Genomic DNA, 23,383 nt, shown 5'->3' on the forward strand with positions numbered 1-23,383 from the left:
ATTACATAAATTGTATAAAAAAACTGTTATGACAAAAAGGATATTTCTACTAAGCATATTATACGCATGTGCTATTGCATTTTTAACTGTATCGTGCAGACAGGATGATGACCAAGACCTCCCTGCACCAACAGCAAAAATGAAGCCAACAAGTAATTCTGAAGAGTTACAGAGAAGCAGTCCTATGAATGCGTCAGATTCTTTAATTATGAAAAATAGTTGGGAAAATACCGAAGAGTCTGCTTATGACGGAGGACCAAAATCTCCACCAATTCCTCCAGTAAAAGTTCAGTAAGCTTAAAAAATAACTAATAACTATACGATGAATCACTTATTTCTACCCTTTCTTTTATTTGGGGTAATTTCTTCTTGTTTTCATATGCAGAGAATAGCAGAAGTAATTACTTGTACAAATCGTTTATAACAGCCTTTAACATTCTTTTGAAAGACAAGATGGTTTACCCATACCTTGTTTATCTAACGTGAAAATTGCCAATCAGAATATACCCCTTAGACTAAGGGGGAATTGCTGAGCAAACTAACCAACAGATATACAACGTACAGCTGTTACCATCAGCATCAGCATAACCAACACAAACACTATAATAATTGCTCATTTTATAAATGAGGGGCGATTGCCATGTCCTTACTGATGGCATTTATTTTATTAATCTTAAATTTTTTTTATGAAAAAAAGAGTTAAACTAGTTTCAAACTTAGAGCACAAAAGCATTTTAAAAGAAACTATTCAATCTTCAGGTACAGAGAAGATGGATCTGTACAAAGCTGTTTTCGGAGGAAAGGGGATCACCAATCCTGGAACCGGAATTGGACTGGATAATTGCAATGTTGCCGTTGAAGGCGGTGGCGGATCTGCAGCGTACAGTAAGTATGATCCATTTTTAAGAGTATAAGTACTCTTTTTATTCTCCATTAGCTAAAAACCGGCTAATGGAGAGTTTCTCTTAAATAAAATTTATGGAAAATATTGTCTCATTTGTTTTAAAGGTTGCGAGTAGATGCAACCTCAATTGTTCTTACTGTTACATGTATAATCTGGGCGATAAAACCTATCTCTCTCAGCCTAAATTCATGTCTATGGAAACAATTACAGTTTTTGCTCAAAAACTCCATACCTATTGCCAGGAAAAGAAGGCAAGATATGTTCAAATCGTATTTCATGGTGGGGAACCTATGTTGTGGGGTAAAGAAAATTATAAACAGGCCATTGAAATTTTTACAACCATTGTAAAAGACGTGGATTTTGGCTTTGCAATGCAGACAAACGGCGTAAGCCTTACCCATGATTGGTATAAACTGTTTAAAGAACTTAATATCCGGGTGGGAATCAGCATGGACGGTCCCAAAGAACACCATGACAGATACCGCGTATTTCATAATGGAAAAGGATCTTATGAAAAAGTAGTAAAGGCTATAGAGCTTGGAAAACAATATGGCATGAGTAATATCCTGTCTGTTGTTAATCTGAATATTTCTCCTTCAGAATTTTATCAGGAAGTAAAAAATTTAGGAGTACCGAGTTTTAACCTGTTATTACCGGATGGGCACTATGACAATTTACCCGATAGTTTTGAAAAATTAAAAGTAAATACATTACATCATACTCCCTATGCTGATTGGCTTATTGAAATATTCGAGATATGGAAAACAGATAGTGACAGACCTATGATACGTTTTTTCCGGACGTTGATTGAACTGATCATGGGAGAGCAGACAGGGGATCAAATGGTGGGAAGGCTGACCAATGGTGTCGCTGTTTTGGAAACAAACGGAGCGCTGGAAGTGTCGGATTCTATCCGGGCCTGCTATGAAGGAATTACGAGGAATGATCTGAATATTCATACCCATTCTATTGACGATCTGTATAATGATCCATTATTTGAGGTCTTTTTTCACAGTCATAATATGGTGAATGATACATGTCTGACCTGTCCGATATATGATATATGTGGCGGTGGGTTCCTGGGAAACCGTTATTCCAATGAGGAAGGTTTTGATAACCCTACCATTTACTGCCATGATATGATAAAACTGGTTTCTCATATTCAAAATGATATCGTAAACAGCCTTCCGGATGAGGTCTGTGCTTCTTTGGATGCTAGCGAGGCTCATTATGAAGAAATCGTAGAAGAGCTAAAAGAAATATCACTTATAAAAGCTCATGATGAAATAAAAAACAAATTAAAATCATTTAGTTTAGTATGTTAAGAAAAGGACTTCAATTATACAATAGCGGGATTGATAATATCGGACAGCAGATCTTAATCAATACCGGTACTGAATCGGCAGAGCATATTACAACTGTTGAATATTCCGGTAATGCTTTTATTCCCAAAAAAAGCTGGAGACCCCTTACCCCAAAAGAGCACAGCATTATCATGACCAATGATCATTTTAATCCACTGTCAAAATCGGTTTCTGTGGGAAGAATTCCCCAAAAAGTAATTAATCTTATTAAAAAGTTACAATTATCAGAATGTACAAGTCTGTTTGATATTGAACCTAAATTTCAGGAGAACGAAGAACTGGTTATGAAGATCAATAAAGAACTGGATGAGTTTTTGAAAAATAAATCTTCAGTTCAGCAGTATAAGTTCCATCGTATTGCCAAAGCCCAGCCTAACAGAGAAACGACCACTTTTCATTTTATAAATAAAGAATATATCCGATATACAGGTCTGCATATTGATGAGAGCCGGAAATTTACCCCTCATACAGCTTATAAATCGGACAACAGGATATCTATTAATATCAGTAGCGAATCCCGTTATCTGTATTATATCAACCTGAGTTTAAGACAAATTTATAAACTATACCACAGAAGAAAAATAACCACAGAAAATATTGTAGAAAATTTCTTAAATGACTTTCCTGATTATCCTGTAATCAGATTAGAAATAAAACCTTATCAATATTATATTGCTCCCACTGATAATTTTATCCATGACGGAAGCACTTTAGGAAATAAAGAATTTGATATCACCATCGTTTACACTGGAAAATTTGATAATTATTAACACTATGAAATTAAAAAGCGGAATAAAGATTTTTTGTACGGACAGGAAATTTGAGGAAACTGTAACAATTAATACCGGCAGTCATTCCAGTAAATACAGACAGCCTACCAAGGTTTCATTTGGAGAAGTAGATTTCGAGCCACAATATGAAGATGAAGCTTATCTTCCCAAAAGAGATTGGGGAAAAGTGGAGGGGCAGGTTGTATCCAGAATCCAGACGGCCCGCTTTCTAAAAGATTATAATACTGCTGCTATAGGGAGAATTCCTGAAGAACTGCAAAGTTTATGTAAGCAGCTTAATCTTCACGGAGCGACCAGTGAAAAGGAAGTTCTTGAATGCTTTTACAATAATAAAGAAATCGTAGAGCGACTGAATGAGGGATTAAATGATTTTTTACAAGACCTATCTGCAGATTATTCTTTTCACTGTATTGCAGCCGGTTACCCTAACTGTGAAACCACTTCGGTAGACAGAAGGAATCTGCGGGAAGGATATCAGCCGCATGAGATGAGGTTCATTGGGCTTCATAAAGATTCTTCCGACCGGAAAATGACAATCGGATCATCTCATAGACATGGTAATCGTCTAACAATCAATCTTGGTCAGGAATCAAGATATTTTCTATTTATCAATCTGACCATGATCCAGATCTATAATATGCTGAAGAAAAAAACTGATGTAAAAAAAGAAAATATTACCAATAAGAATATCATTGAGTATTTTTTTAAATATTTCCCTGACTATCCGGTACTTAAAATAGAACAAAAACCCTATGATTTTTATATAGCGCCCACGGATAATTGTATTCATGACGGTTCTACATTAGATGCAAAGACTTTAGATATTACCATGGTATTTCTGGGACACTTTACTATGTTATAAAAATTGGGTAGTAGGTTTTTTAGATATGCCACATAATTGGTTTTCATTTCCTCTGATTTTCGATATCTGACTGGAATTATTGCTGCTGCAAAAAGACTTTCTTATATTTATAGAACCAAACCATCATACAAAATCAGTTGATCATGAAAAAAGCTCTTCTAACCGTTTTAGGTATTCTCGTTATCCTCGTTGCTGTCTTACTTATTAAAACGTATACTTATCCGTTTAAGAAAAATACAGCTGAAGCCGGAGAAGGATGGAAGCCTGTGAAAAATGATTCAGCCATAATGAGATTTTCCAACGGCATAAAAATTCCAACGGTATCCACCGGGAGTTTGGGAGAATTCAACTATACACCTTTTGATGAGTTTAAAGAATATCTGAAAAGATCATATCCATTGGTTTATCAGAATACAGAGAATTTCGAAGTAAATAAATATGGATTGGTATTCAGGCTGAAAGGAAGTAATCCTGCTCTTGAGCCTATCCTGTTTCTTTCCCATATGGACGTTGTACCTCCGGGAGATGCTGATATAAAAAACAAAGAAGAAAATATATTCCGTCCCGATGATAAAGTACTGCCTCCTGTTTCAAAAGTTGCTGAAGATTGGGATTATTCCCCTTTTGCAGGAGTGGTTGCCAATGGCAGGATTTATGGAAGAGGAGCAATAGACATGAAAGGTATGCTCTTCTCCCTGATGGAGTCTATGAACAATTTGATTAAAAGTAAACAAATTCCGCAACGTGATATTTACCTTGCTTTCGGTTTTGATGAAGAAGTAGGGGGACAAAAAGGAGCTATTCAGATTGCTGATTATTTTAAGAAAAAAGGATTGAAGTTTGATGCAGTATATGATGAAGGAGGTTTGATTATGCAGAAAGGAAGTGTAGCCGGAATAGATTCTGATGTTGCTGTAGTAGGATGTGCTGAAAAAGGATTTCTTTCTGCAAAAATAAAAGTAAAAGGACTCGGTGGGCATTCATCCATGCCTCCTATGGAAAGTGCTATTGGAAAAGCTGCTGTTATTATGCAGCGTCTGGAAGATGATCAGATGAAACCCGTCATTACCCCACTAATCAAAGAGTTTTTTGATAATATCGGTGGTGCTATGCCATTCTCCAGCAGACTTGCAATTGCCAACCAATGGCTTTTAAAACCTGTGCTGTTATCTCAGCTTACCAAAAATAATACAACCAATGCGTTGGTAAGAACCACTACAGCTTTAACCATGATGAAAGGAAGTGATGGAACGAATGTCCTTTCTCCGGAAGTTGAATTTGTTGTTAATTTCAGGCTCCTTCCGGGAAATACGGTCAAAGATGTCAGAGAACATATTGCAAAACTTACACAGGGGTTCGATGTTGAGGTGGAAGAGATTGATAATACACGGGAAGCTTCAAAAATATCACCTACCAATACCAAAGCATACCAACTGATACAAGCTGGAATCAAGGAAATTCATCCGGGAGCTATTGTTACTCCTTATCTTACAATGGCAGGAACAGATGCAGCAAAATATGAAATTGTGAGCAAGAATGTATACCGGTTCATGCCAATCAAAATAAACAGTTCGGAACAGCAAAGTATTCATAGTACCAACGAATATCTCAGCATAGAAAACTATCTGAAGATGATCCATTACTTTGAATATATGATGAAAAACTATGACAGGTAGCTACCCTGATGCAAATGGGTAACGTATTGCTATTTTATCTTTTTTATTTTACCGGGATTAACATATAAACTACCATTCTGACTTCCATGAGTGTAAAGGTTCATGGTTTCAAAATCGAGTACAGCAGATATGCCCAATCCACTTTTTTCAATCCACGAGATGAAAATCTTAGTCTGATCTAATGGTGAATACACATATGTATCCGTTTCTTCAGTGGCACCGGGATAGTCCCCTTTAATTAATTTCCAGTGGACCATTGAATCTGATAGTAACGTGATATGATAAGTGTATTCTTTGTACTTCCATTCGTAAGTGCTGCCAATTAAATTCCGGATATTTACCATATTGTCGGTCTTGTTCGTTATTTCTTGCTTCTTTTCAGTTTTTGGTTTTTCTGTACAGGCATTTGAAACCAGAGAAGCCATCACTATTAAAAATAGGGTTAATACATTCTTATTCATCAGATTTGTTTTAGTTGTTTTTTATGTTTTTTCTTTTTGTACACCTTACTCAAATATCTGAAAGTTTAATAAAACAAACAAATAAAAACTAATTTGCTTTAATGAGGTAGGAGTTTTCAATGGGTTGATTATTCGTTGATTATGAAAGTTTTTAGAAGGTTTTAAAGGTAAAACAGAGTAAATGATCCGATTTATTAATATGGTAGATAAAAAGGATTGTTTTTTTTAAAACTTTTTTTAGAGAATATGGATTTCGGGCAAGGAACAATATAAAATACGTCAAGTTCTGTCGCATTCACCATATATATTTGTAAGACAAATTACAATATTATGATTTATACAGAAGATTTTTTCGCACAAAACAGTCCATATCCAAATGATGATTTGGTGCAGTTAGTTGATAATTTAACCAAGGAAAATGTTAATTACAAAAAAATTGCCGTTTGGATGGATGGTACTTCCATAAACTCGTCTAACGAAGCAAATTTAATTGATGGGAAAATTTATAGAAAGAAGGGAACTGAGTATTATGTGAATACGCTCATTTTATCAGGTTCAGAATTAAATGCCGGTCTTTTTGGAGTAAGAGCTGATGGGGCTACGGATGATTCTGATGCATTACAAAAAGCTTTTGACTTTTGTGGGAAGAATGGATGGAAGCTGAAGTTGCCTATTGGGGAAATTGTTATATCAAAAAATATAGTGTGTGCTATAACAACTAATACTAATATTAATCGATTTCAATTAATTGGTTCAGGTGTTAATTTAACATTTCTTCGTTCAATTGGAACGACAGGAGGATTGCATTTTGTGTCAGATGGTCCTAACGGTTCTAGTTATTTGACGATTTCCGGATTTACGATTACAAGACCAGATGTAACAAATGCTTCCGGTGGTGCTGGTGTGTATGTAAAGAATATTATGGAGCTTACCATAAAAGATGTCGAGGTATTTAAATTTAATATCGGAATGCAGATAATGGATACCTGTTCTTCTCTTTTTGAAAATGTAAAAACCCATTGGGGTGACAAAGGTTTCTATTGCGAGATGGTGGCTGTTACCCCTCCCAATTTGCTAACATTTATTAATTGTCATTTTAATTCAAATGCTGTTAAAGGAGTAGAATTATATAGAATACATAATGTGAAGTTTGATGGATGTGGATTTGAGGGTAATGGTGGAAATGCCTTAGAGGCTTCATTTGCAACAGCTAATGGAAGGGTGGGATTAAACTTAATCAATAACTATTTTGAAGGAACTTCTAATGGTGTTGATGTTTATTATACTTTAAATAGCGGTGGAACAGCGAATTTCATTGGCAATACATTTAATAGATTAACAGCCAGTATTTATACTTCAGTTTTTGTTCTTTCGAATACTGCTGAAAAAAGTTACTTGAACTTTGTAGGAAATGGGTTTATGAATGGTGGCAAATTTATTCCAAACGGAGATAAGCCTGCTGTTTTAATAACCGGGAATACAGCCAATATTCATTATACAGATACTAATTATTATGAAACACCTTCAGATGAGCTCATCTGCCTTCCATAATATATAATGTAAAAAATATTCAAAATATTTCTCAACTATAAGCCAGATCATTGATCTGGTTTTTTCTGTAAAAAAGATAAAAAGGTTCATTATTATGACATAGCTTTTGGAAAGAACTGGATGTTAGTCAGAGAATAAAAATAAAAACACGTCAAGTTTTGTCGCATTACGACAATAGCTTTGCTTTATCAAAATTACAGAGCTATGGAATTGCCATTTTACTTAAACTTTAAAGACTTTGAAAGTTATTATTACGACAACCTTGAAAAATGGTTTGAAGAATATCATAATACGAGTGAAACAGATTATCTGAAAGCTCTTGCAGCTTTATATAGTCCTTATCTGTATTACAATTTTGCAGAAGATAGAGTACAGGCAGATGCTTCCATTGAGGTTAAAGATTGTTTTTTTCCTTATCATGAAAAAATTGGAATCTCTTTTTGTACAAGCTGTGAAAATGGAAAATCATCTAAAAAAGGACTAAGCCATGTATTTGAATGGAAAACCGTTTCAATGATGGAGTATGCCCAGCATATTCTGGATAAAATCAACCGATATTGTTCAAAAAACAGCAATGCCCTGAATGGTGGTAAAAATATCCTGGATTATATCAATGAGCATGACATTGTAACCTCCAGAGAAGGAGTTGGATATTGTATCAACTACAACAAACATCAAATGGCTGTTCCTTTCCTGAAAGCTTATCTTCCTTACTATGGACAAACGGTCAATATGGCTATATACCGGGATTTTATTTTCTCTCTTGTAGAAATAGCAGAATTTATCGATCAGAAACTGAAAACAGTGCAGGCCTTTGAGCATACCATTTATGTACACTCAAGATCAGAAGCTAAATTTAAAGTACAGATGAGTAGGCAGTTCCTTACCCTATGCAATTAAATGAAACCAAATATTCATACTAATTATATTGTTGAAAAACCCTGGTTTTTCAAACAAAAATCCCAATCAGGAATGATCGGGATTTTTTATGATATCAAATAGATTAGTTCTTATGATAGGGGATATTCCAGATAATATCCGCTGCCAGATAATGAACACCCCCGTGATGAATACTTCTGCTATCTCTGATAAGGTCATTCATGTAGCCTACATCTACAGTAAAAGGAGAGTGGGGAATCGTAAACATATAATAGGCTGCAATACGCATTTCACGATATCCAAAAGAAGTCCACTGTGGATCTGGGTCGTTAAGGTGGCTCATAGAAAACAGGGCTTCGGCACTTAATGCTAATTTCTGGTTATTTGTTGGTGATAGATTGTACGTCAGCTGACTTTTGATACGGGTTCTCAATTGGAAATCCTCTTCCACTTTGCTAAAATCAGCAGCGAAAAATTTTCTGAATTCCTGTCGGACTGTATTTTTTAATTTCCACTTTTTTCCAAGATCAAAAGTATAGGCATATCTTCCGTAGATCCTGAATTCCTGTTCCGTGCTTTCTTTTTCGTAAGGGGCGCTGCTTTCATATTGAGGTTGACGCCGATAGCTAAGAGCATAGCTGTATTGCTGATGTGGGGCAAAAGAATGGTAAACCTCATGGTTTATTACAAGAATAGCCTGTTTGGAAAGGAGGTTATCATTGTCCGGACTGCTTTTACGGCCTATAGCAATATAGCTTAAAGCTTGCTTTTTTCCTAATGAATCCAGCTGACGCTTTACTCCAAAAGCTGTCCATAATGCTGTATTGGCATCACCCAAACCTGGTGGACTGATCTGTGCTTTTAAGGTATTTCCTATAAAACCAATTAAAAATAAGGTTGCTAAAATTTTCTTTATACTACACATCATGGATCACTTCTTCAATATTAATGTTTAATGTCTGCGGGATCGTAAGAATGAATGACTTACAAAAAGAGTATTTCTCATTACAAAGTTATAAGAGGCTACGCACTCATTGTTTACTTAAATTCTTTTAATACTATTTAAAAACACGACAAAACTAGCCGATGATTTAGGAAGAATTTAGGAATGCATAGAATTTGTAATTCTTATGGAATCATAGTTCAGGGATCGTATTGTTTATTTTATTTAGAATAATTCAAATTAATATTGCGGGTGAGGTTTGTATTCTGTTATTTTGCATTTTTATTTATAATTATTTTAAATAAGGCTGGAAAAATGATACGATGTAGTGAAAATATACCTCTGTTAAAGGAAATAATCAATCCTGGAAAAACAAAAAACACCAATAAACTTTTAAAAACTAAAATGCCGCAATGGACCAAGCTCCTCTTCATCTTAGTTTTTTCTCTGATAAATCTGGTAAAAGTGTATGCACAAGATACACAGGGTGGAATTGGTGGAAAAGTGAATATGATTGACGGGCAACCTCTGAGAGCAATATCAGTTTCATTATTGGGTACGGATCATCAGACGCTGACAGATGATGAGGGAGCTTATCGTTTTGTGAATCTGAATACGGGCAGTTATACTGTAAAATTTCAAATTTTAGGAAGCAAAGAGATCCGTCTTCCGGTTGAGGTAAAGGCCGGTGAGACAACAACATTGGATTATCAGCTGACAAAAGAAAATATCCTTGCCATTCAGGAAGTGGTTATTATGAAAAATACCAATAGGTTTTCCAAAAAAGAAAGCGGATTTGTCGCCAGATTGCCCTTGAAAAACTTAGAAAATCCTCAGGTCTATAATACGGTTACTAAAGAATTGTTTCAGGAACAGGTGGCTGTAGATCTGGGAAGTATTTCTAAAAATGTACCTGGTGCAGGAGTACCTATGATTGCTAATCAAGGAAGAGTAACATTCCGTTCAAGGGGATTTGAAACAGAACCTAATGCGCGGAATGGTGTGGCTGGAGCCGCTTTTTCAGTAATTGATCCTGTAAATTTGGAACATATAGAAGCTATTAAAGGTCCTTCAGCAACTTTATTTGGAAAAAGTGTTGCCAGTAGCTATGGTGGGGTATACAATCGCGTTACAAAAAAACCTTATAATGATTTTGGTGGTGAAATAGGGTATGTGGGTGGAAGCTGGAGCTATAACCGACTGACCGTGGACGTTAATACACCGGTCAATAAAGACAGAACCGCTCTTTTTCGTCTGAATGCTGCAGGAACTTTTGAGAAAAGTTTTCAGGATCTGGGATTCACTAATTCTTTGGCTATTGCCCCAAGCTTTTCTTACCAGATCAATGACCGTATGGCACTTCTTTTAGATGTAGAATTCAATCAGGCAAAAGGAACTTCCGTCGTACGTTTTAACCCTTATACTGGAAGTAATAAAACTCAGTCTATTGCAGATATGAAGTTTCCTTATTATAAAAATTTCTTAGGTGATGATCTTGCCTATGAAACACAGATGATGAATATTTTTGCCCAGCTGAATTATAAAGTTTCGGAAAACTGGACTTCACAAACGATATTATCAAGAGCCAGATCAACAATTAATGGATATATCTCTGCGATCAACGGAAAAACAGACTCTACGGCCAGTGCTCAGGTAATGGTAGGAACTACCTCTTTTATTGCAACAAATATTCAACAGAATTTCATCGGAGATTTTCATATAGGACGCTTTAGAAACAGAATGGTAGTAGGGCTGGATTATTATAATAATTCTAATCATTTTGACCGTTATCATACAAACACTAAAGTATTTAATTTTGTTCATCCTTCAGCAGACTTTAGAGTAAATCACAATACAATTGATGCTCTTACTGCAACTTCTGCTATGAGAAAGGAAAATAATGGTGATAATACTTATGCGGCCTATGTTTCGGATGTATTTAATATTACAGATCAGCTTATGGTAATGGCTAGTTTGAGGGTCGATCGGTTCCAGTTCAAAGGAGTATATGATATTACTACAGGGGAAATTAAAGGCGGGTTGAGTAATAGCGGAGCACAGTCAGGACCTTATGGACAGACTGCATTTTCACCAAAATTAGGAGTGGTTTATGAAGTTCTTAAAAATAAACTTTCATTATTTGGAAACTATATGAATGGCTTTAATAATGTCAGTGGAGTAGATATAAGCGGTAATACCTTCAGGCCGGAATATGCTAATCAACTGGAATTTGGGGTGAAAGGAGATGTTTTCAATCATAGATTGGTAGGTACTTTGAGTTATTATAATATCCGTGTGGATAATATTTTAAGAACCAACCCTGATGATATTAATTACTCAATTCAGGATGGTACACAGCTTAGTAAAGGAATAGAAGCGGAGCTAACTGCTAACCCTTTCGATGGATTGAATATTGTTGCCGGTTATGCCTATAATGACAGTAAATATACCAATGCAAACCCTTCCGTTAATGGTTTAAGACCTGCATTATCTGGTCCTGCGAATATGTTCAATTTCTGGATCAGTTATCGTATTTCCCAAGGTAAGCTGAAAGGCTTAGGAATTGGTGGTGGTGGAAATATGGGATCTTCTTCTTTTCAGACCAATACACAAACTGCCAAAGTGATTATTCCTTCTTATAAAATGTTTGATTTAGGGATTTTCTATGATCAACCTAAGTATAGAGTGGGATTGAAATTTGATAATATTACCAATGAAAAAGCATGGTCTGTTCGTTTAACACCACAAGCTCCTGCACGTTTTCTTGGAAGTGTTTCCCTTAAATTCTAAAATGAAAATTATACATAGAAAAGCCCTGATGCATTCATCAGGGCTTTTTATATTTTTATCTAATTATTTTAGTTAATCCAAAGACAGTAGTTATTGCGATATCGTATTTTACCATATGCTTTGCCTTGAAAAGTTCCGGGTGTGTTATCAGACCAATCCTGTCGGATGACATAGAGCCCTGGCATAGTAGGCTTAAAAACCACCTGCTGACTTTCATTAACCAGAATGTTCTTCTCCCAGTTTTCAGGGTTAAATATTCGCAGAAGCGTTCCTTTTTCTGCCGGTTTCAAATTGCGATAAGGAAAAACAGTATAAATACCATTTTTCTCCTGAAGGATAACATCCATAAACTGAACAGGTATCATATTATTGGCAGAATGACTTCCCACATTATAAGCGCCACACATAAAATCAATAGGGCGTATATTTTCATGTGAATTTTTGGAGCGCATAAGAACAGGAAGATGATCATTCATTCCTAATATTCGATAAGTTCCTTCCTTGTCTGGAGTAAAACTCCCTTCCCAATGATCTTCTTTAGGCTGTAATTCAATCTTTAATTTTTCCCCTTTATCATTAAGAACAAAAAAATTAAAATATTGTATTTCCTTAAACTCTGGACCATTGGTACGGTGTCGCTCACTTAAATCATCAATAAAACCGTAGCATACCTGGATTTTGACAACTTCATTCACTTTTCCTGATCCATGTATTTCCATCCAGTAAGCACTTGCTTTTATAAGCTGAGGAAATAGAAAAACCATTGAAAATAATAATAAAGAGATAAGTTTTTTCAAACTGTATATTTTGATTGGTAAATATTTTGTACCCATAAAATCAAAGAAGTTGTTAATAATTGAAGGGCAAATTTAAAGAAAGAATGTAAAAAGGATGGATAAAAAACATCTTTTTATTCAATTCCCAGTCTCTCTTTGGTGCAACGTAGCGAAGTTATTATGGATTGTAATTCCTTTCATAGATACTACTTTTTTGATAATTCTCATGCTGTTTTTTTGCTCAATATTCGGAAATCCAAATATGCTTCTACATAAAAAAAGGCAGATAAGTTGTACGACGGTTTTATTACTTTTTATTATAATAAGCTAATCTTTCACTTTCATGAAGCCGCTTCTATTTTTTGGAATTCCAAGAATGAGAAGTAATATCAAGGGTAGGCACCAATTAGCTGCTCTTTCTACGAATTCTACAAATGAATCTCCGGAAATGGGCCGGCTAAGCGCTGTCATAAATGCCCACAAAGTAGCCCATACAACGACAATCCTGAGAGGGAAAATAAGTATGGTAAAGGCAACAATAACATCCAGAATCCCAATAAAGGGGAAAAGATGTTGTGCTTCCTGTTCTGAAAAACCATAGCAGGTGAGAAGAGGTATCCATTTAGTATTATTGGTAAGTGCTATGATGCCATGTCCCAGAAATGTCCCAAAAATGCCTATTCTGGATATTATTTCAATCGTTTTTTTCATCGTTTTTACGATATGTATAATGTGTCTTTAGAATTATTGTTTTATAAAAATGGTACTGTCCTTATGTTCACCCATAATGAATGAAATATTATACAGACCTTTGGCGTAAGTAGAAACGTCTACCGTAGTTTTAAAATTTTTACTGTTTTTATTTACTTTAAATGACTGTATTTCTCTGGCTGACATGTCATAGATCCTGATAGTAGCTGCCCCCATTTCTTGAGAGTCATACGTAAGGTTTAGCTTGTCTGTTACCGGATTGGGATATATGTTGATAGGGTTTTGCTTATTAGCTCTTATTTCATGAGTAGCCATTGTTGAGTTTTTGTTAATGATTACTGTTTCCAACAGATTTTCTGGGGCTGTGGAAGAAGGTTGGCTTCCCAATGTATATACTTTTGCTGTCAGTACAGCATTATCAATCGTTACATAAACATAATTAAACCCTTCGTAAAAAATACTTGTAAGAGGAACGTCAGCATTGGTAGTTTGTGATGTGAGGTTTGCTCCCAACCCACCACAGATCATCTCACACATTCCTTTTCCTGGAGAAGTTCCGTATTCGGTAGTTGTGCTGACATTGCCGCTGCTGTCAAAATTGATGGGTTTAGTTCTTTGGTAATTATGGTCATGCCCATTAAGGATTAAATCCACATCGTATTCATCAAACCATGCTCCCCAAGAGCTTCGTCTTGGGATTTCCTCACCATAGTGCTTTCCTGCATTTACTAATGGTCTGTGATAAAATATAATTCTCCACGTTATACTGGGATCATTTTTTGCATTTTCGAGAGTTGATTTTAGCCACAAAGATTGAGGGGAGGTTGCAGACTGTACGTCTTCTGAGTTTAGTGAAATAAATAAAGCATTTCCATATTTGAAAGAATAATAAAGATTTGTATTATCCGGATTGTTTTTTGGAAGTGGGAACATCGTCTGATAATAATCTACGGAGCCGGGAACCTCATGATTTCCCTGGGCATGGTAGATAATGTTGTCTGCTAAATAATCTACAGCATTATCAAACCAGGTGTTGTATTCATTCACTTTATTGCCGGACTTGGTAATATCGCCTGTAAAGAGTGTAAAGGCCCTGTTTTTTGCATTCACCTTGTCAGCAATATTCTTCCAGACAGTATTGACATTGTTGCGGCTGTCTCCCTGCACAATAAAATTGAAATTAGTGGTATTGGAAGGAGGTGCCGTTTTAAATGTTTTTTGGTTTATCCAGCTGTTGTTTGAGGAATCATAAAGCTGATAATAAAGTGTAGCGTTCGGAGTCACTATTGGAAAGGCATATCTGAAAAAGGAAGATCCGGGACTAATACCAGGTCTTTGGGTGGTGGTAAAAGTTCCCATTTCATAATTGACTGTATACCCCCAGCGGATTTGATCGGAGGTTCCGGTACTCGTCCAGTCAATGGTAAGTCCATCTAAAGGGCCTGTTGTGCTGCCCCATCTTATTTGAGTGATGGTTGCAGTAATCTTTAAAAAGCCCCAAAATAATAGGCTTAAAATTAATACTTTTTTCATGTTTTCTGTTTTTTAGATTGTGTAATAAAAATAGATATAATTTATTATATTTCAACATTTAGTGATTAATTTTTGAGTGATGTTTAATTTATTTCTTTTATGTTGGTTGTTTTATTTTGGATTATTTTGTTTTTGTTTAATTTTATTTGTGTGATTACTGATTATTCTAGAATTTTATTAAATGATCTTTTTATTAGATGTTTTTCTAAATAAACAATAGTTGTTAAGAATAATACGCTTTTACAGGGAAAAAATTTCCGTACTCTAATTTTTAGACAGAACAGCTACAAGAGGGATTATTTGGTGAAGATTAGGTAAGCGAAAGAAATAATATTTTTATTTGATCCCGATTTTGTTTTGAGAACAGTCTATATACAGACAGTTTTTTAAAAAGATTTTATTACCCAGCATTCCTGTCATACCGGAAAACTTCATCAGCATATATTGGGTCTGGGAAAATCCTTCCACATAAGTGATTTCATGTAAAGGAATGTCTTTGTTTCCCAACCGGATACTATGGTTGCTTTCAGTAGTGTAAGTGGTTAAAATATGAGGTCTGGACTGTGCTTTTTCTATGATCACTTTGGAATGAGGTAATTTTAAATCCTGCCAGTTTTCTTTGTTAGTCAACAGTTCATAAGCACTTGTTCCCGAATCGAACAGGAATTTTTCCTCTTTCCCTTTTAAAGTGCCCAGGATAATAATTTTTCTCTTTTTGAATTTAAAATCGATGAGGTTATTTTTAAATTCAGCCGGTTCATGGGCTATATTGAAAACAATATAGTTCTTTTTAAAATTAATCATTGTTTTCCTGTTTTCAAGAATATCTGCTCCCAGCGTCCCGATTATTTTAATAGAATCTCCGGGGTCTGTTTTTCTTCCCGTATCTGAAATTTTAATTTGATCAGAAGAGATCTTTGATTTTCCAATATAGAACAAAGAGGTAGCTAATTTATTACGAACTGTAATTCCCTTCAAGTTCTTTATTGAATGACTGTAAAATTCTGTATAGGCGGCCCCGGTATCAAACTGCAGATAATAAGTTATGGAGTCTTTCGGAAAATGAATGGGTAAAAGCAAAGCAGATTTGTGTTTGCCTGGCCATACGATCGGAATATTCCCGCTTTCGTTTTCGATGTTCAGGTAGTTCTTTTCCGGACTGAATTTTTGATCAAAATAAATATAACCACCCAATAATAATAGGGTGATCATCCCTAAAATAGACACTGCCGTTTTTTTGATAGTTCTCATGCTGTTTTTTGTGCAAGATTCGGAAATACAAATCTGTTTCTACACAAAAACAGGCCGACACTTGTACGACAGTTGTATGACTTTTATTATAAAAAATTGGTTTTCAGTTTGATATGAATATCATGTTTTTTGTTTAAACTGATGCCATTACTGATGATGATCAATATTTTCACAAAAAGAAACATCATGATGAGAATGATGAAAAGTGGAAACTTCCATGAGAAAAACTTTTGTATAAATGGACTGATGATCAGCGAAGCTGAAAAAACTGTTGCCAGTATAATTTGGATACATACCATACTTTTTCCCAGTTCTTTATTGTTTGAATCTTTTGTTTGGTAGGTTAGGATAAGAGGAAAGATGACACCGCCAAACGGAATGATCATACCTGATAAGATAGAGAGGTTAATTATTTTTGCCCTGTTGATATTCTCCTGTTCTTTAGGCTGATCAATAAGATGTTCGGGATGGGTATCCAATGCCTGAGCAATAGCTTTCAGTGTGAAACCTTTTAGCATACCTCCGGCTTCTACTCTTTGAACCGTTCGCAGAGAAAGACCCGATTGTTCAGCAAGCTCATTTTGGGTCATATTTTTTGCTTCCCTCAAAATCTTGATCTGATTTTTCATGATTAATATAATGGCCGTTTTTTATAATATTTTCAGTTGCTAAAGTAGCGAAAAAGGGATATAGATAAGTAGCGAATGAATTGTAAAATGTTTTTTGTGGAAAACTTGTGGAAAACCTGTTGATTGTTTGTGGGCAACTTTAGCATTTACCTCCTTAATTGTGATGGGGAATGGAATAATATGCTGTATATCAGTTGTTTTTTTTGTGGTGTTTTTGGGCGATAATAAAAGATAAATTGCCCCAGTGTTTTTTTGCAGGTACAAAATGTATGATATAAATCTACACCTTGATGATTACAAAAAATACTGCGGCAATTGGGGAATATAAATAGTTTATTAATTTCCTGTTTTGCACATAGCATCCCAGGTTGTCCAGAAATGCGCATTGATAGCACCAATAAGTGGATGAGTGCTGTCAGCAACAATACCCACCATGGAAGCACAGTTAGAATTGCATCCTATTTCATTGTAGCTTCCTGCCTGAGGAGGAATTTGTCGCCAGGTGCCTGTTGAACCACTTAATAGTTCTACTTTAATATCAAAGATCCCTGAAAGGTTAGGGGTTTGGATTTGTTTGGTAGGATTGTCACTGGAGATAGAATCGCTCCAATTTCCCTGTGAGAATGTTACTCGCCATGTAGTGATCATTACAGAGGTGTCGTTTTGAGGGGAAAGATAAACCCAGAACTGGGCACCGCCCCCAAGCTGAACCTGGCCGGATGAATTTGCGTTTACACTGGTTGTTGTCATGGTAATTTAAGTTTGGTTGGTTATTTCTATTTCAAAGTAACAAAGAAGAGAGCAGATGGTGTAGAGTACAAATAACCAATTATAATTTTGAGTATAAATACCTATGCTTTAAGAATATATAATCCGTTGTTTTTATATATGGAAAGTATTCGGGGTTTGATATATCCCACAAAAAATAAGCCCATGCTGTTTTAGCATGGGCTTATTTTAACTTGCAGAAAGGAAGGGATTCGAACCCTCGATACAGTTACCCGTATACTACCTTTCCAGGGTAGCTCCTTCAACCACTCGGACACCTTTCTTTTTGAGATTGCAAAAATAGAGTATTTTCTTGAATATCCAAATTATTATTGCAATTTAATCTGTAATTTCTCCACAAAGACTCCTTGTAAAGTGATCGGCAAAGCTTCCAGGGTAATTAGGGTTATCAATTAAGTGCATTGCTTTGGTAATGGCTGTTTCAGCTGTCATGTCCCTGCCGCTGATAGCACCTATTCTTGAGAAAATATTACTGTTCTCATACTTTCCAAAGGAGATACCCCCTGAAATACACTGGCTTACCACTACGATTTCTGTTCCATTATTTCTGATTTCCTGAAGGGTTTCCTGGGTTTTTTCACTGCTGAAAATAGTTCCGGAACCAAAAACCTGCAGAATAAGCACTTTCATTTTGGGGATTTCTCTGAAATGGCTCAAGTGCATTCCCGGGAAAATTCTCCAGAATAAAATATCTTCTGAAATATGTTCATCAACATGAAATTCTACTGCCGGATCACATCGGAAAAGATTGTCTTTAATAATATTTAAATGTACTCCAGATTGCCCTAAAATAGGATAATTTGGACTTGCATAGGCATCAAAATACTCTGCAGAATATTTCAGTGTTCTGTTTCCTCTTAACAATTTGTATTCAAAATAGACCGCCACTTCCTGGATAACAGCTTCATCATTTTCATATAGACTGGCGTAATAAAGACTGGTCAAAAGATTTTCCTTAGCATCCGTTCTCAGATCACCAATAGGGAGCTGAGATCCCGTCATGATCACCGGTTTTCTTAATCCCTTTAGCATAAAGCTTAATGCAGATGCCGTATAAGACATGGTATCTGTTCCGTGCAGGATCAGGAAACCGTCAAAGTCATTATAGTTTTTAAGGATGTAATTGGCGATAATTTTCCATTCCTCGGGCCCCATATCTGAAGAGTCCAGCGGTTTGGCGAAAGGATGAACAAAAACCTCACATTCCATGAGCTTCATTTCGGGCATCTTTTCAAATATATTTCCAAAGTCAAAGGCGCGGAGGCTACCAGTTTCATAATCTTTTTCCATACCGATGGTTCCCCCGGTATAGATGAGCAGGACTTTTCGCTTCATGTACTATTTTTAATTAAGAATTTGAGGCAGGTTAAGGTTCATAGCCCAAAATTACGTTAATTTGCAAAGATTTGAAAATGGATGAAAGATTTAGCAGAAACTTTTGAGTATTTAAAACAATTTTTAACAGACGAAAGACTGTCCAAAATTGAACATTTCTCCCAGGAAAGTTCAGATTTTATACTTCCTGTGATGGATGACGTGTATCAGTTCAGAAATGCGGCAGCTATTATAAGGTCCGTAGAAGCCTGTGCTTTTCACAAAGTGATTGCGATGGAGGAGGAGAATGTTTTTAATCCTAACCTTACGGTAACCAAAGGCGCCGAAACCTGGGTAGAGGTTGAAAAAGTCCCAAAGAATATAGCTTCCTTACAAAATATCAAAGACAGAGGGTATAAAATACTGGCAGTATCCCTGGAAAAAAATGCAGTTATGCTTCCTGATTATGAAATTACGGAACCTATAGCACTTGTTTTTGGAACAGAATTGAAAGGTGTTTCTCAGGAAGTAATAGATTTTGCAGATGAAACACTGGCTATTCCTATGTATGGCCTTACCAAAAGTTTCAATGTTTCCGTAGCAGCAGGAATCTGTATGTATGAGCTGAAACAGAAACTGATGAGATCGGGAATTGATTATAAACTGAATGATCAAAAACGTCTGGAAATGAAACTTCGATGGGCTGTGAACTCTATAAAAAGCGGGAAAGAAATTCTGGCAAAGTACCGTAAAGATCATAATATACAATAACCTGATGAAAAAATATACCCAATACTTATTCTTTTTTTCACTTATTATGTCTTTGACCAGTCTTGCTATTAAAGAAAAAGGTTATAATGAAATATATCCTTTTGCAAGCTGGAAACTATTTACTGTACCAAGTGGGGGAGAAGCTTCCGGAGAAAGATATAAACTCTATGGAATCAATCATGGTGATACCATAAGGATTTTAAATACTCCTGTTAAGAGCTATGAAGCCAATGATGAGGAATTTATTGTCAACACCTATGGCGGGAAGATTGACCACAATGAAGATAAAAAGGGAAATATGAAGAAGCTTTTGATTTTTGCCAAAGATACAAGACCTGAATTTCAGGAGTATCTTTTGTATAAAGAAACATACAGCCCCCGTGAGATAGGTGAAAAAAAGATGAAAATTGATAAAAAAATTATTACAAGACTTTAATGAACTACCCTCAGCTTACCGTATTTAATTATAAAACGGTTTATTACGTATTAAGAGTATTCAGTCTATATTGGCTGGGTGTTCAATTTCTGAAGTTTATTGAATTGGAAAACAGGCCAAAAGAAATTTATGATCCTGTTTTTGGGTTCGAAAAAATGATATTTCCTGAGTTTCCCGGGATATTTATGGCTACCGGGCTTATTGTTGCCTGTGGGGCATTTATAATTGCTTCTGTTTTTAAACCTTCTTATGTGTTTAATATCATGATCTTTTTATTAATGGCAGTTATAAACCTTCCATTATCCGCTAACTTTGGAGTTCATCATGACAATCATGTAATCATCCTGGTTTATTTTCTCAGTATTTTTTTACTGCCCAAAAATCTTGAAGATAAAGACTATAAACTGGTACAATATTTCTATCTGGGTGTTTTGATGACTTATACGCTTGCCGGGATGGGTAAGTTTTTAGGGACGGCTAAGAATATCATTAAGCATACCCCCAAACTTACGTGGCTGGATAAAAATGCAGCAAAGCTGAATACTTATGATAATTATTGGGCAGCCGATATGGCAATCCCTGATTGGATGAAAGAAATATATGCCTATGAAAACTTTTGGGTAGTATTGACGGTGGTGGGAATTGGCCTTCAGTTTCTTTGTTTTTTAGGAGCTTTTAACAGGAAGTTGCTGACCTTTTTTATGCTGTTTCTTTATATATTCCATACTTACACAGCAAAGTTTGTACTGGCAGATTTTGAGAATACAAACTATTTACTTCTTGTCATCTTCTTCCCGTATCACATCTTACCTCCTCTTTTCAAAAGGGGTGAAGCTAAAGTACTTAACACTTAAATCATTTTATTATAATTCCAGGCGGCAACAAATACGCCTGCAGTCTCTGTTCTCAGTCTTTGGTTACCCAGAGATACAGCTTTTATATTGTTTTCGGATAAATATCCGATTTCTCTTTCAGAAAAATCACCTTCAGGGCCTATCAGGAAGGTATGATTTTCAGATAACGGAATCTTGTTAAGGTCAACTCTTTCCAGGTTTTCGTGGCAGTGTGCTACAAAAGTATTTTGAGGATCAATGTTTTTCAGAAAATCAGATAGCTTAATAGAATCATTGATAATAGGAAAATGAAATCTTAGACTTTGTTTTGACGCGGCAATACTCTGTTTTCTGATTTTATCAATATTGATATTTTTACGTTCCGTTTTTTCTGTAATGATGATGCTGATCTCAGAAATTCCCATTTCTACAGCTTTTTCTACGAAAAATTCTATCCTGTCAATATTTTTTGTGGGAGCAATAGCAATATGAAGCTTGGGGTTGAAATCAGACAGGTTTTCTTTGATTTCCAATACCTCAATACCTGCTCTTTTACCTTCTATGATAAGTTTCCCAGAAGCTAAACGCCCTTTTCCATCAGTCACATGAATATCTTCACCCGCTCTCATGCGGAGAACTTTTACAATATGCTGTTGTTCCTCGTCGTTGATGATGACCTTCTGACCTTCTATTTCTCCGTAAAATAGTTTCATATATCCTGCGTTAAGAATGCAACTCCTGTTTTTATTGTAGTGTAAATGTCTGTATCACAGTCACGGTAAGTACAGATGAAAATCTCTTCTTTCCAACTGTTATTGATGAAAATTAAATTCAGGTATTCCTGTTTTCTTAAATTATTTTTAATAGATAAATAATCCCCTTCTTTTGGAGCGTAAGGAAAACTGAAAAGATTCTCTGCATTTATTTTTTCTATGATTTCCTCTTTTACATCCTGAATATATCCTTTTTCAGAACTCGATGGAAGGTAATCTAAAGAATTTCCCGGATCATCATTTTTCCCCGTAATAGTTTCTAATACCCAATAATATTTTGAGTTCTTTTTAGAATGGGTTCCGAGTACTTTTTCTTCTAAGAGTATTTTCATAAATCATATTTTGCTGTTGCTGAAGTTCTCAGGTCTGTAAATTCACCTTTGTCGAACTTCAATTTTGCTACCATAGCAATCATGGCTGCATTATCTGTTGTATATTCAAATTTTGGAATGTAAATATTCCATCCCAATCTATCCTTATTGTCTTCCATTGCTTTTCGTAATGCAGAATTGGCAGAAACACCGCCTGCAATAGCAACTTCTTTGATGTTGAGGTCTTTAGCAGCTTTCTCAAGCTTATTCATTAAGATCTCAATGATAGATCTTTGTACCGAAGCACAAAGGTCGTTAAGATTTTCTTTAATGAAATCCGGGTTTTTTCGGACTTCTTTCTGGATAAAATATAATACTGATGTTTTAATACCGCTGAAAGAATAATTGTATTCTTCTAGTTTGGGTTTATTAAATGTAAAAGCATGAGGATCTCCTTCTTTGGCAAGTCGGTCAATAATAGGACCGGCAGGATAATCCAGATCAAAAATCTTTCCTATTTTATCAAATGCTTCTCCTGCAGCATCATCAATTGTTTTTCCAATGATTTCCATTTCAAAATAATCTTTTACCAGTACAATCATGGTATGACCACCACTTACGGTAAGACATAGAAAAGGAAAGGCTGGCGGCATAGGATTTGCATCTTCAATAAAATGGGCTAAAATGTGGGCTTGGAGGTGATTTACTTCTATTAAAGGGACATTGAGGCTCATTGCCAAAGATTTAGCAAATGATGTTCCTACAAGAAGTGATCCTAAAAGTCCGGGACCGCGTGTAAATCCTATAGCTGAGATTGCATTTTGTTGTATATTTGCTTTAGTAAAAGATTTTTCAACAACGGGGATAATATTTTGCTGATGAGCTCGTGAAGCTAATTCAGGAACTACACCACCATATTCTTTATGGATGGCCTGGCTTGCGGCAATGTTTGAAAGAATAGAATTCCCCTTGATGATAGCTGCTGAGGTGTCGTCGCAAGACGATTCAATACCTAAAATTATAGAGTCGCTCATA

Annotated in this window: 24 protein-coding genes and 1 tRNA gene; 12 read left to right on the plus strand and 13 right to left on the minus strand. The window is 35.6% G+C overall.

What is annotated here, in order from left to right; all coding sequences use genetic code 11:
* Positions 1-28: 28 nt before the first annotated feature.
* The 6 genes from DRF57_RS19220 to DRF57_RS19245 all read left to right on the plus strand — a co-directional run bounded on the left by DRF57_RS19220 (position 29) and on the right by DRF57_RS19245 (position 5,597).
* A complete protein-coding gene (locus tag DRF57_RS19220) occupies positions 29-295 on the plus strand; it encodes a hypothetical protein (protein ID WP_123863356.1) in 267 nt (88 codons plus the stop codon).
* Positions 296-686: 391 nt separating this feature from the next.
* Positions 687-914, plus strand: coding sequence for a hypothetical protein (locus tag DRF57_RS19225; protein WP_084086722.1), 228 nt, complete (start codon positions 687-689; stop codon positions 912-914).
* Between the two features lie 64 nt (positions 915-978).
* Complete coding sequence (locus DRF57_RS19230; protein WP_115920300.1) at positions 979-2,229, plus strand: radical SAM protein; 1,251 nt, start codon at positions 979-981, stop codon at positions 2,227-2,229.
* Positions 2,223-3,038: a hypothetical protein gene (locus tag DRF57_RS19235; RefSeq protein ID WP_115920302.1), complete on the plus strand. Its 816-nt coding sequence runs from the start codon at positions 2,223-2,225 to the stop codon at positions 3,036-3,038. The genes DRF57_RS19230 and DRF57_RS19235 overlap by 7 nt, the downstream gene beginning before the upstream one ends.
* 4 nt (positions 3,039-3,042) lie before the next feature.
* Positions 3,043-3,921: a hypothetical protein gene (locus DRF57_RS19240; protein WP_115920304.1), complete on the plus strand. Its 879-nt coding sequence runs from the start codon at positions 3,043-3,045 to the stop codon at positions 3,919-3,921.
* 143 nt (positions 3,922-4,064) lie between these two features.
* Positions 4,065-5,597 carry a M20/M25/M40 family metallo-hydrolase gene (locus DRF57_RS19245; protein ID WP_115920306.1) on the plus strand — a complete coding sequence of 511 codons (1,533 nt, stop codon included), beginning with the start codon at positions 4,065-4,067 and terminating at the stop codon, positions 5,595-5,597.
* A 29-nt stretch (positions 5,598-5,626) separates the two neighbouring features.
* On the opposite strand, the gene DRF57_RS19250 is transcribed toward DRF57_RS19245, so the two are convergent.
* Positions 5,627-6,058 (minus strand): MoaF-related domain-containing protein, encoded by a 432-nt coding sequence (locus DRF57_RS19250; RefSeq protein WP_123863357.1) that lies wholly within the window; start codon positions 6,056-6,058, stop codon positions 5,627-5,629.
* Between the two features lie 330 nt (positions 6,059-6,388).
* Here DRF57_RS19250 and DRF57_RS19255 point away from each other — a divergent pair, with 330 nt between their 5' ends.
* Entirely contained in the window at positions 6,389-7,609 is a 1,221-nt protein-coding gene (locus DRF57_RS19255) for a right-handed parallel beta-helix repeat-containing protein (protein WP_115920310.1), read from the plus strand.
* Positions 7,610-7,813: 204 nt separating this feature from the next.
* A complete protein-coding gene (locus DRF57_RS19260) occupies positions 7,814-8,509 on the plus strand; it encodes a hypothetical protein (protein WP_115920312.1) in 696 nt (231 codons plus the stop codon).
* 103 nt (positions 8,510-8,612) lie between these two features.
* Here DRF57_RS19260 and DRF57_RS19265 read toward each other — a convergent pair whose 3' ends face one another.
* Positions 8,613-9,416 carry a DUF2490 domain-containing protein gene (locus tag DRF57_RS19265; protein ID WP_115920314.1) on the minus strand — a complete coding sequence of 268 codons (804 nt, stop codon included), beginning with the start codon at positions 9,414-9,416 and terminating at the stop codon, positions 8,613-8,615.
* Positions 9,417-9,836: 420 nt separating this feature from the next.
* Here DRF57_RS19265 and DRF57_RS19270 point away from each other — a divergent pair, with 420 nt between their 5' ends.
* Complete coding sequence (locus DRF57_RS19270; protein ID WP_228450412.1) at positions 9,837-12,221, plus strand: TonB-dependent receptor; 2,385 nt, start codon at positions 9,837-9,839, stop codon at positions 12,219-12,221.
* 68 nt (positions 12,222-12,289) lie between these two features.
* On the opposite strand, the gene DRF57_RS19275 is transcribed toward DRF57_RS19270, so the two are convergent.
* The 8 genes from DRF57_RS19275 to DRF57_RS19315 all read right to left on the minus strand — a co-directional run bounded on the left by DRF57_RS19275 (position 12,290) and on the right by DRF57_RS19315 (position 19,245).
* Entirely contained in the window at positions 12,290-13,018 is a 729-nt protein-coding gene (locus DRF57_RS19275) for a hypothetical protein (protein ID WP_123863358.1), read from the minus strand.
* Between the two features lie 306 nt (positions 13,019-13,324).
* Positions 13,325-13,708: a hypothetical protein gene (locus DRF57_RS19280; RefSeq protein ID WP_115920320.1), complete on the minus strand. Its 384-nt coding sequence runs from the start codon at positions 13,706-13,708 to the stop codon at positions 13,325-13,327.
* Between the two features lie 33 nt (positions 13,709-13,741).
* A complete protein-coding gene (locus DRF57_RS19285; RefSeq protein ID WP_115920322.1) occupies positions 13,742-15,241 on the minus strand; it encodes a T9SS type A sorting domain-containing protein in 1,500 nt (499 codons plus the stop codon).
* Positions 15,242-15,577: 336 nt separating this feature from the next.
* The gene (locus DRF57_RS19290; RefSeq protein ID WP_115920324.1) at positions 15,578-16,492 is read right to left on the minus strand and encodes a hypothetical protein; all 915 of its coding nucleotides are present in this window, start codon (positions 16,490-16,492) and stop codon (positions 15,578-15,580) included.
* An 86-nt stretch (positions 16,493-16,578) separates the two neighbouring features.
* Entirely contained in the window at positions 16,579-17,121 is a 543-nt protein-coding gene (locus DRF57_RS19295; RefSeq protein ID WP_047489172.1) for a helix-turn-helix domain-containing protein, read from the minus strand.
* Between the two features lie 336 nt (positions 17,122-17,457).
* Positions 17,458-17,871, minus strand: coding sequence for a hypothetical protein (locus tag DRF57_RS19305; protein WP_047489169.1), 414 nt, complete (start codon positions 17,869-17,871; stop codon positions 17,458-17,460).
* A 215-nt stretch (positions 17,872-18,086) separates the two neighbouring features.
* Positions 18,087-18,173, minus strand: a tRNA-Ser gene (locus DRF57_RS19310).
* A 55-nt stretch (positions 18,174-18,228) separates the two neighbouring features.
* On the minus strand, positions 18,229-19,245 hold the full coding sequence (locus DRF57_RS19315) for an asparaginase (protein WP_047489167.1): 1,017 nt from the start codon (positions 19,243-19,245) through the stop codon (positions 18,229-18,231).
* Between the two features lie 81 nt (positions 19,246-19,326).
* On the opposite strand from DRF57_RS19315, the gene DRF57_RS19320 reads away from it, so the two are divergent.
* From DRF57_RS19320 to DRF57_RS19330, 3 genes are read left to right on the plus strand one after another with little or no spacing between them, the layout of a single operon-like run.
* A complete protein-coding gene (locus DRF57_RS19320; RefSeq protein WP_084086711.1) occupies positions 19,327-19,995 on the plus strand; it encodes a TrmH family RNA methyltransferase in 669 nt (222 codons plus the stop codon).
* Positions 19,996-19,999: 4 nt separating this feature from the next.
* Positions 20,000-20,431 (plus strand): hypothetical protein, encoded by a 432-nt coding sequence (locus tag DRF57_RS19325; RefSeq protein WP_123863359.1) that lies wholly within the window; start codon positions 20,000-20,002, stop codon positions 20,429-20,431.
* On the plus strand, positions 20,431-21,285 hold the full coding sequence (locus DRF57_RS19330; protein ID WP_115920328.1) for a hypothetical protein: 855 nt from the start codon (positions 20,431-20,433) through the stop codon (positions 21,283-21,285). Before DRF57_RS19325 ends, DRF57_RS19330 begins: the two co-directional genes overlap by 1 nt.
* Here the strand turns inward: DRF57_RS19330 and DRF57_RS19335 are convergent.
* The 3 genes from DRF57_RS19335 to tsaD are packed head-to-tail and all read right to left on the minus strand — an operon-like array spanning position 21,282 to position 23,382.
* Positions 21,282-21,977, minus strand: a complete 696-nt coding sequence (locus DRF57_RS19335; RefSeq protein WP_084086709.1) for an RsmE family RNA methyltransferase — start codon at positions 21,975-21,977, stop codon at positions 21,282-21,284. The two genes, DRF57_RS19330 and DRF57_RS19335, sit on opposite strands and share 4 nt — an antisense overlap.
* Positions 21,974-22,369 carry a hypothetical protein gene (locus DRF57_RS19340; protein ID WP_047489151.1) on the minus strand — a complete coding sequence of 132 codons (396 nt, stop codon included), beginning with the start codon at positions 22,367-22,369 and terminating at the stop codon, positions 21,974-21,976. Before DRF57_RS19340 ends, DRF57_RS19335 begins: the two co-directional genes overlap by 4 nt.
* Positions 22,366-23,382: a tRNA (adenosine(37)-N6)-threonylcarbamoyltransferase complex transferase subunit TsaD gene (gene tsaD, locus DRF57_RS19345; protein WP_115920330.1), complete on the minus strand. Its 1,017-nt coding sequence runs from the start codon at positions 23,380-23,382 to the stop codon at positions 22,366-22,368. Before tsaD ends, DRF57_RS19340 begins: the two co-directional genes overlap by 4 nt.
* Between the last annotated feature and the right edge of the window lies 1 nt (position 23,383).

The organism is Chryseobacterium rhizosphaerae, assembly GCF_003385455.1.
Classification (GTDB): domain Bacteria; phylum Bacteroidota; class Bacteroidia; order Flavobacteriales; family Weeksellaceae; genus Chryseobacterium; species Chryseobacterium rhizosphaerae.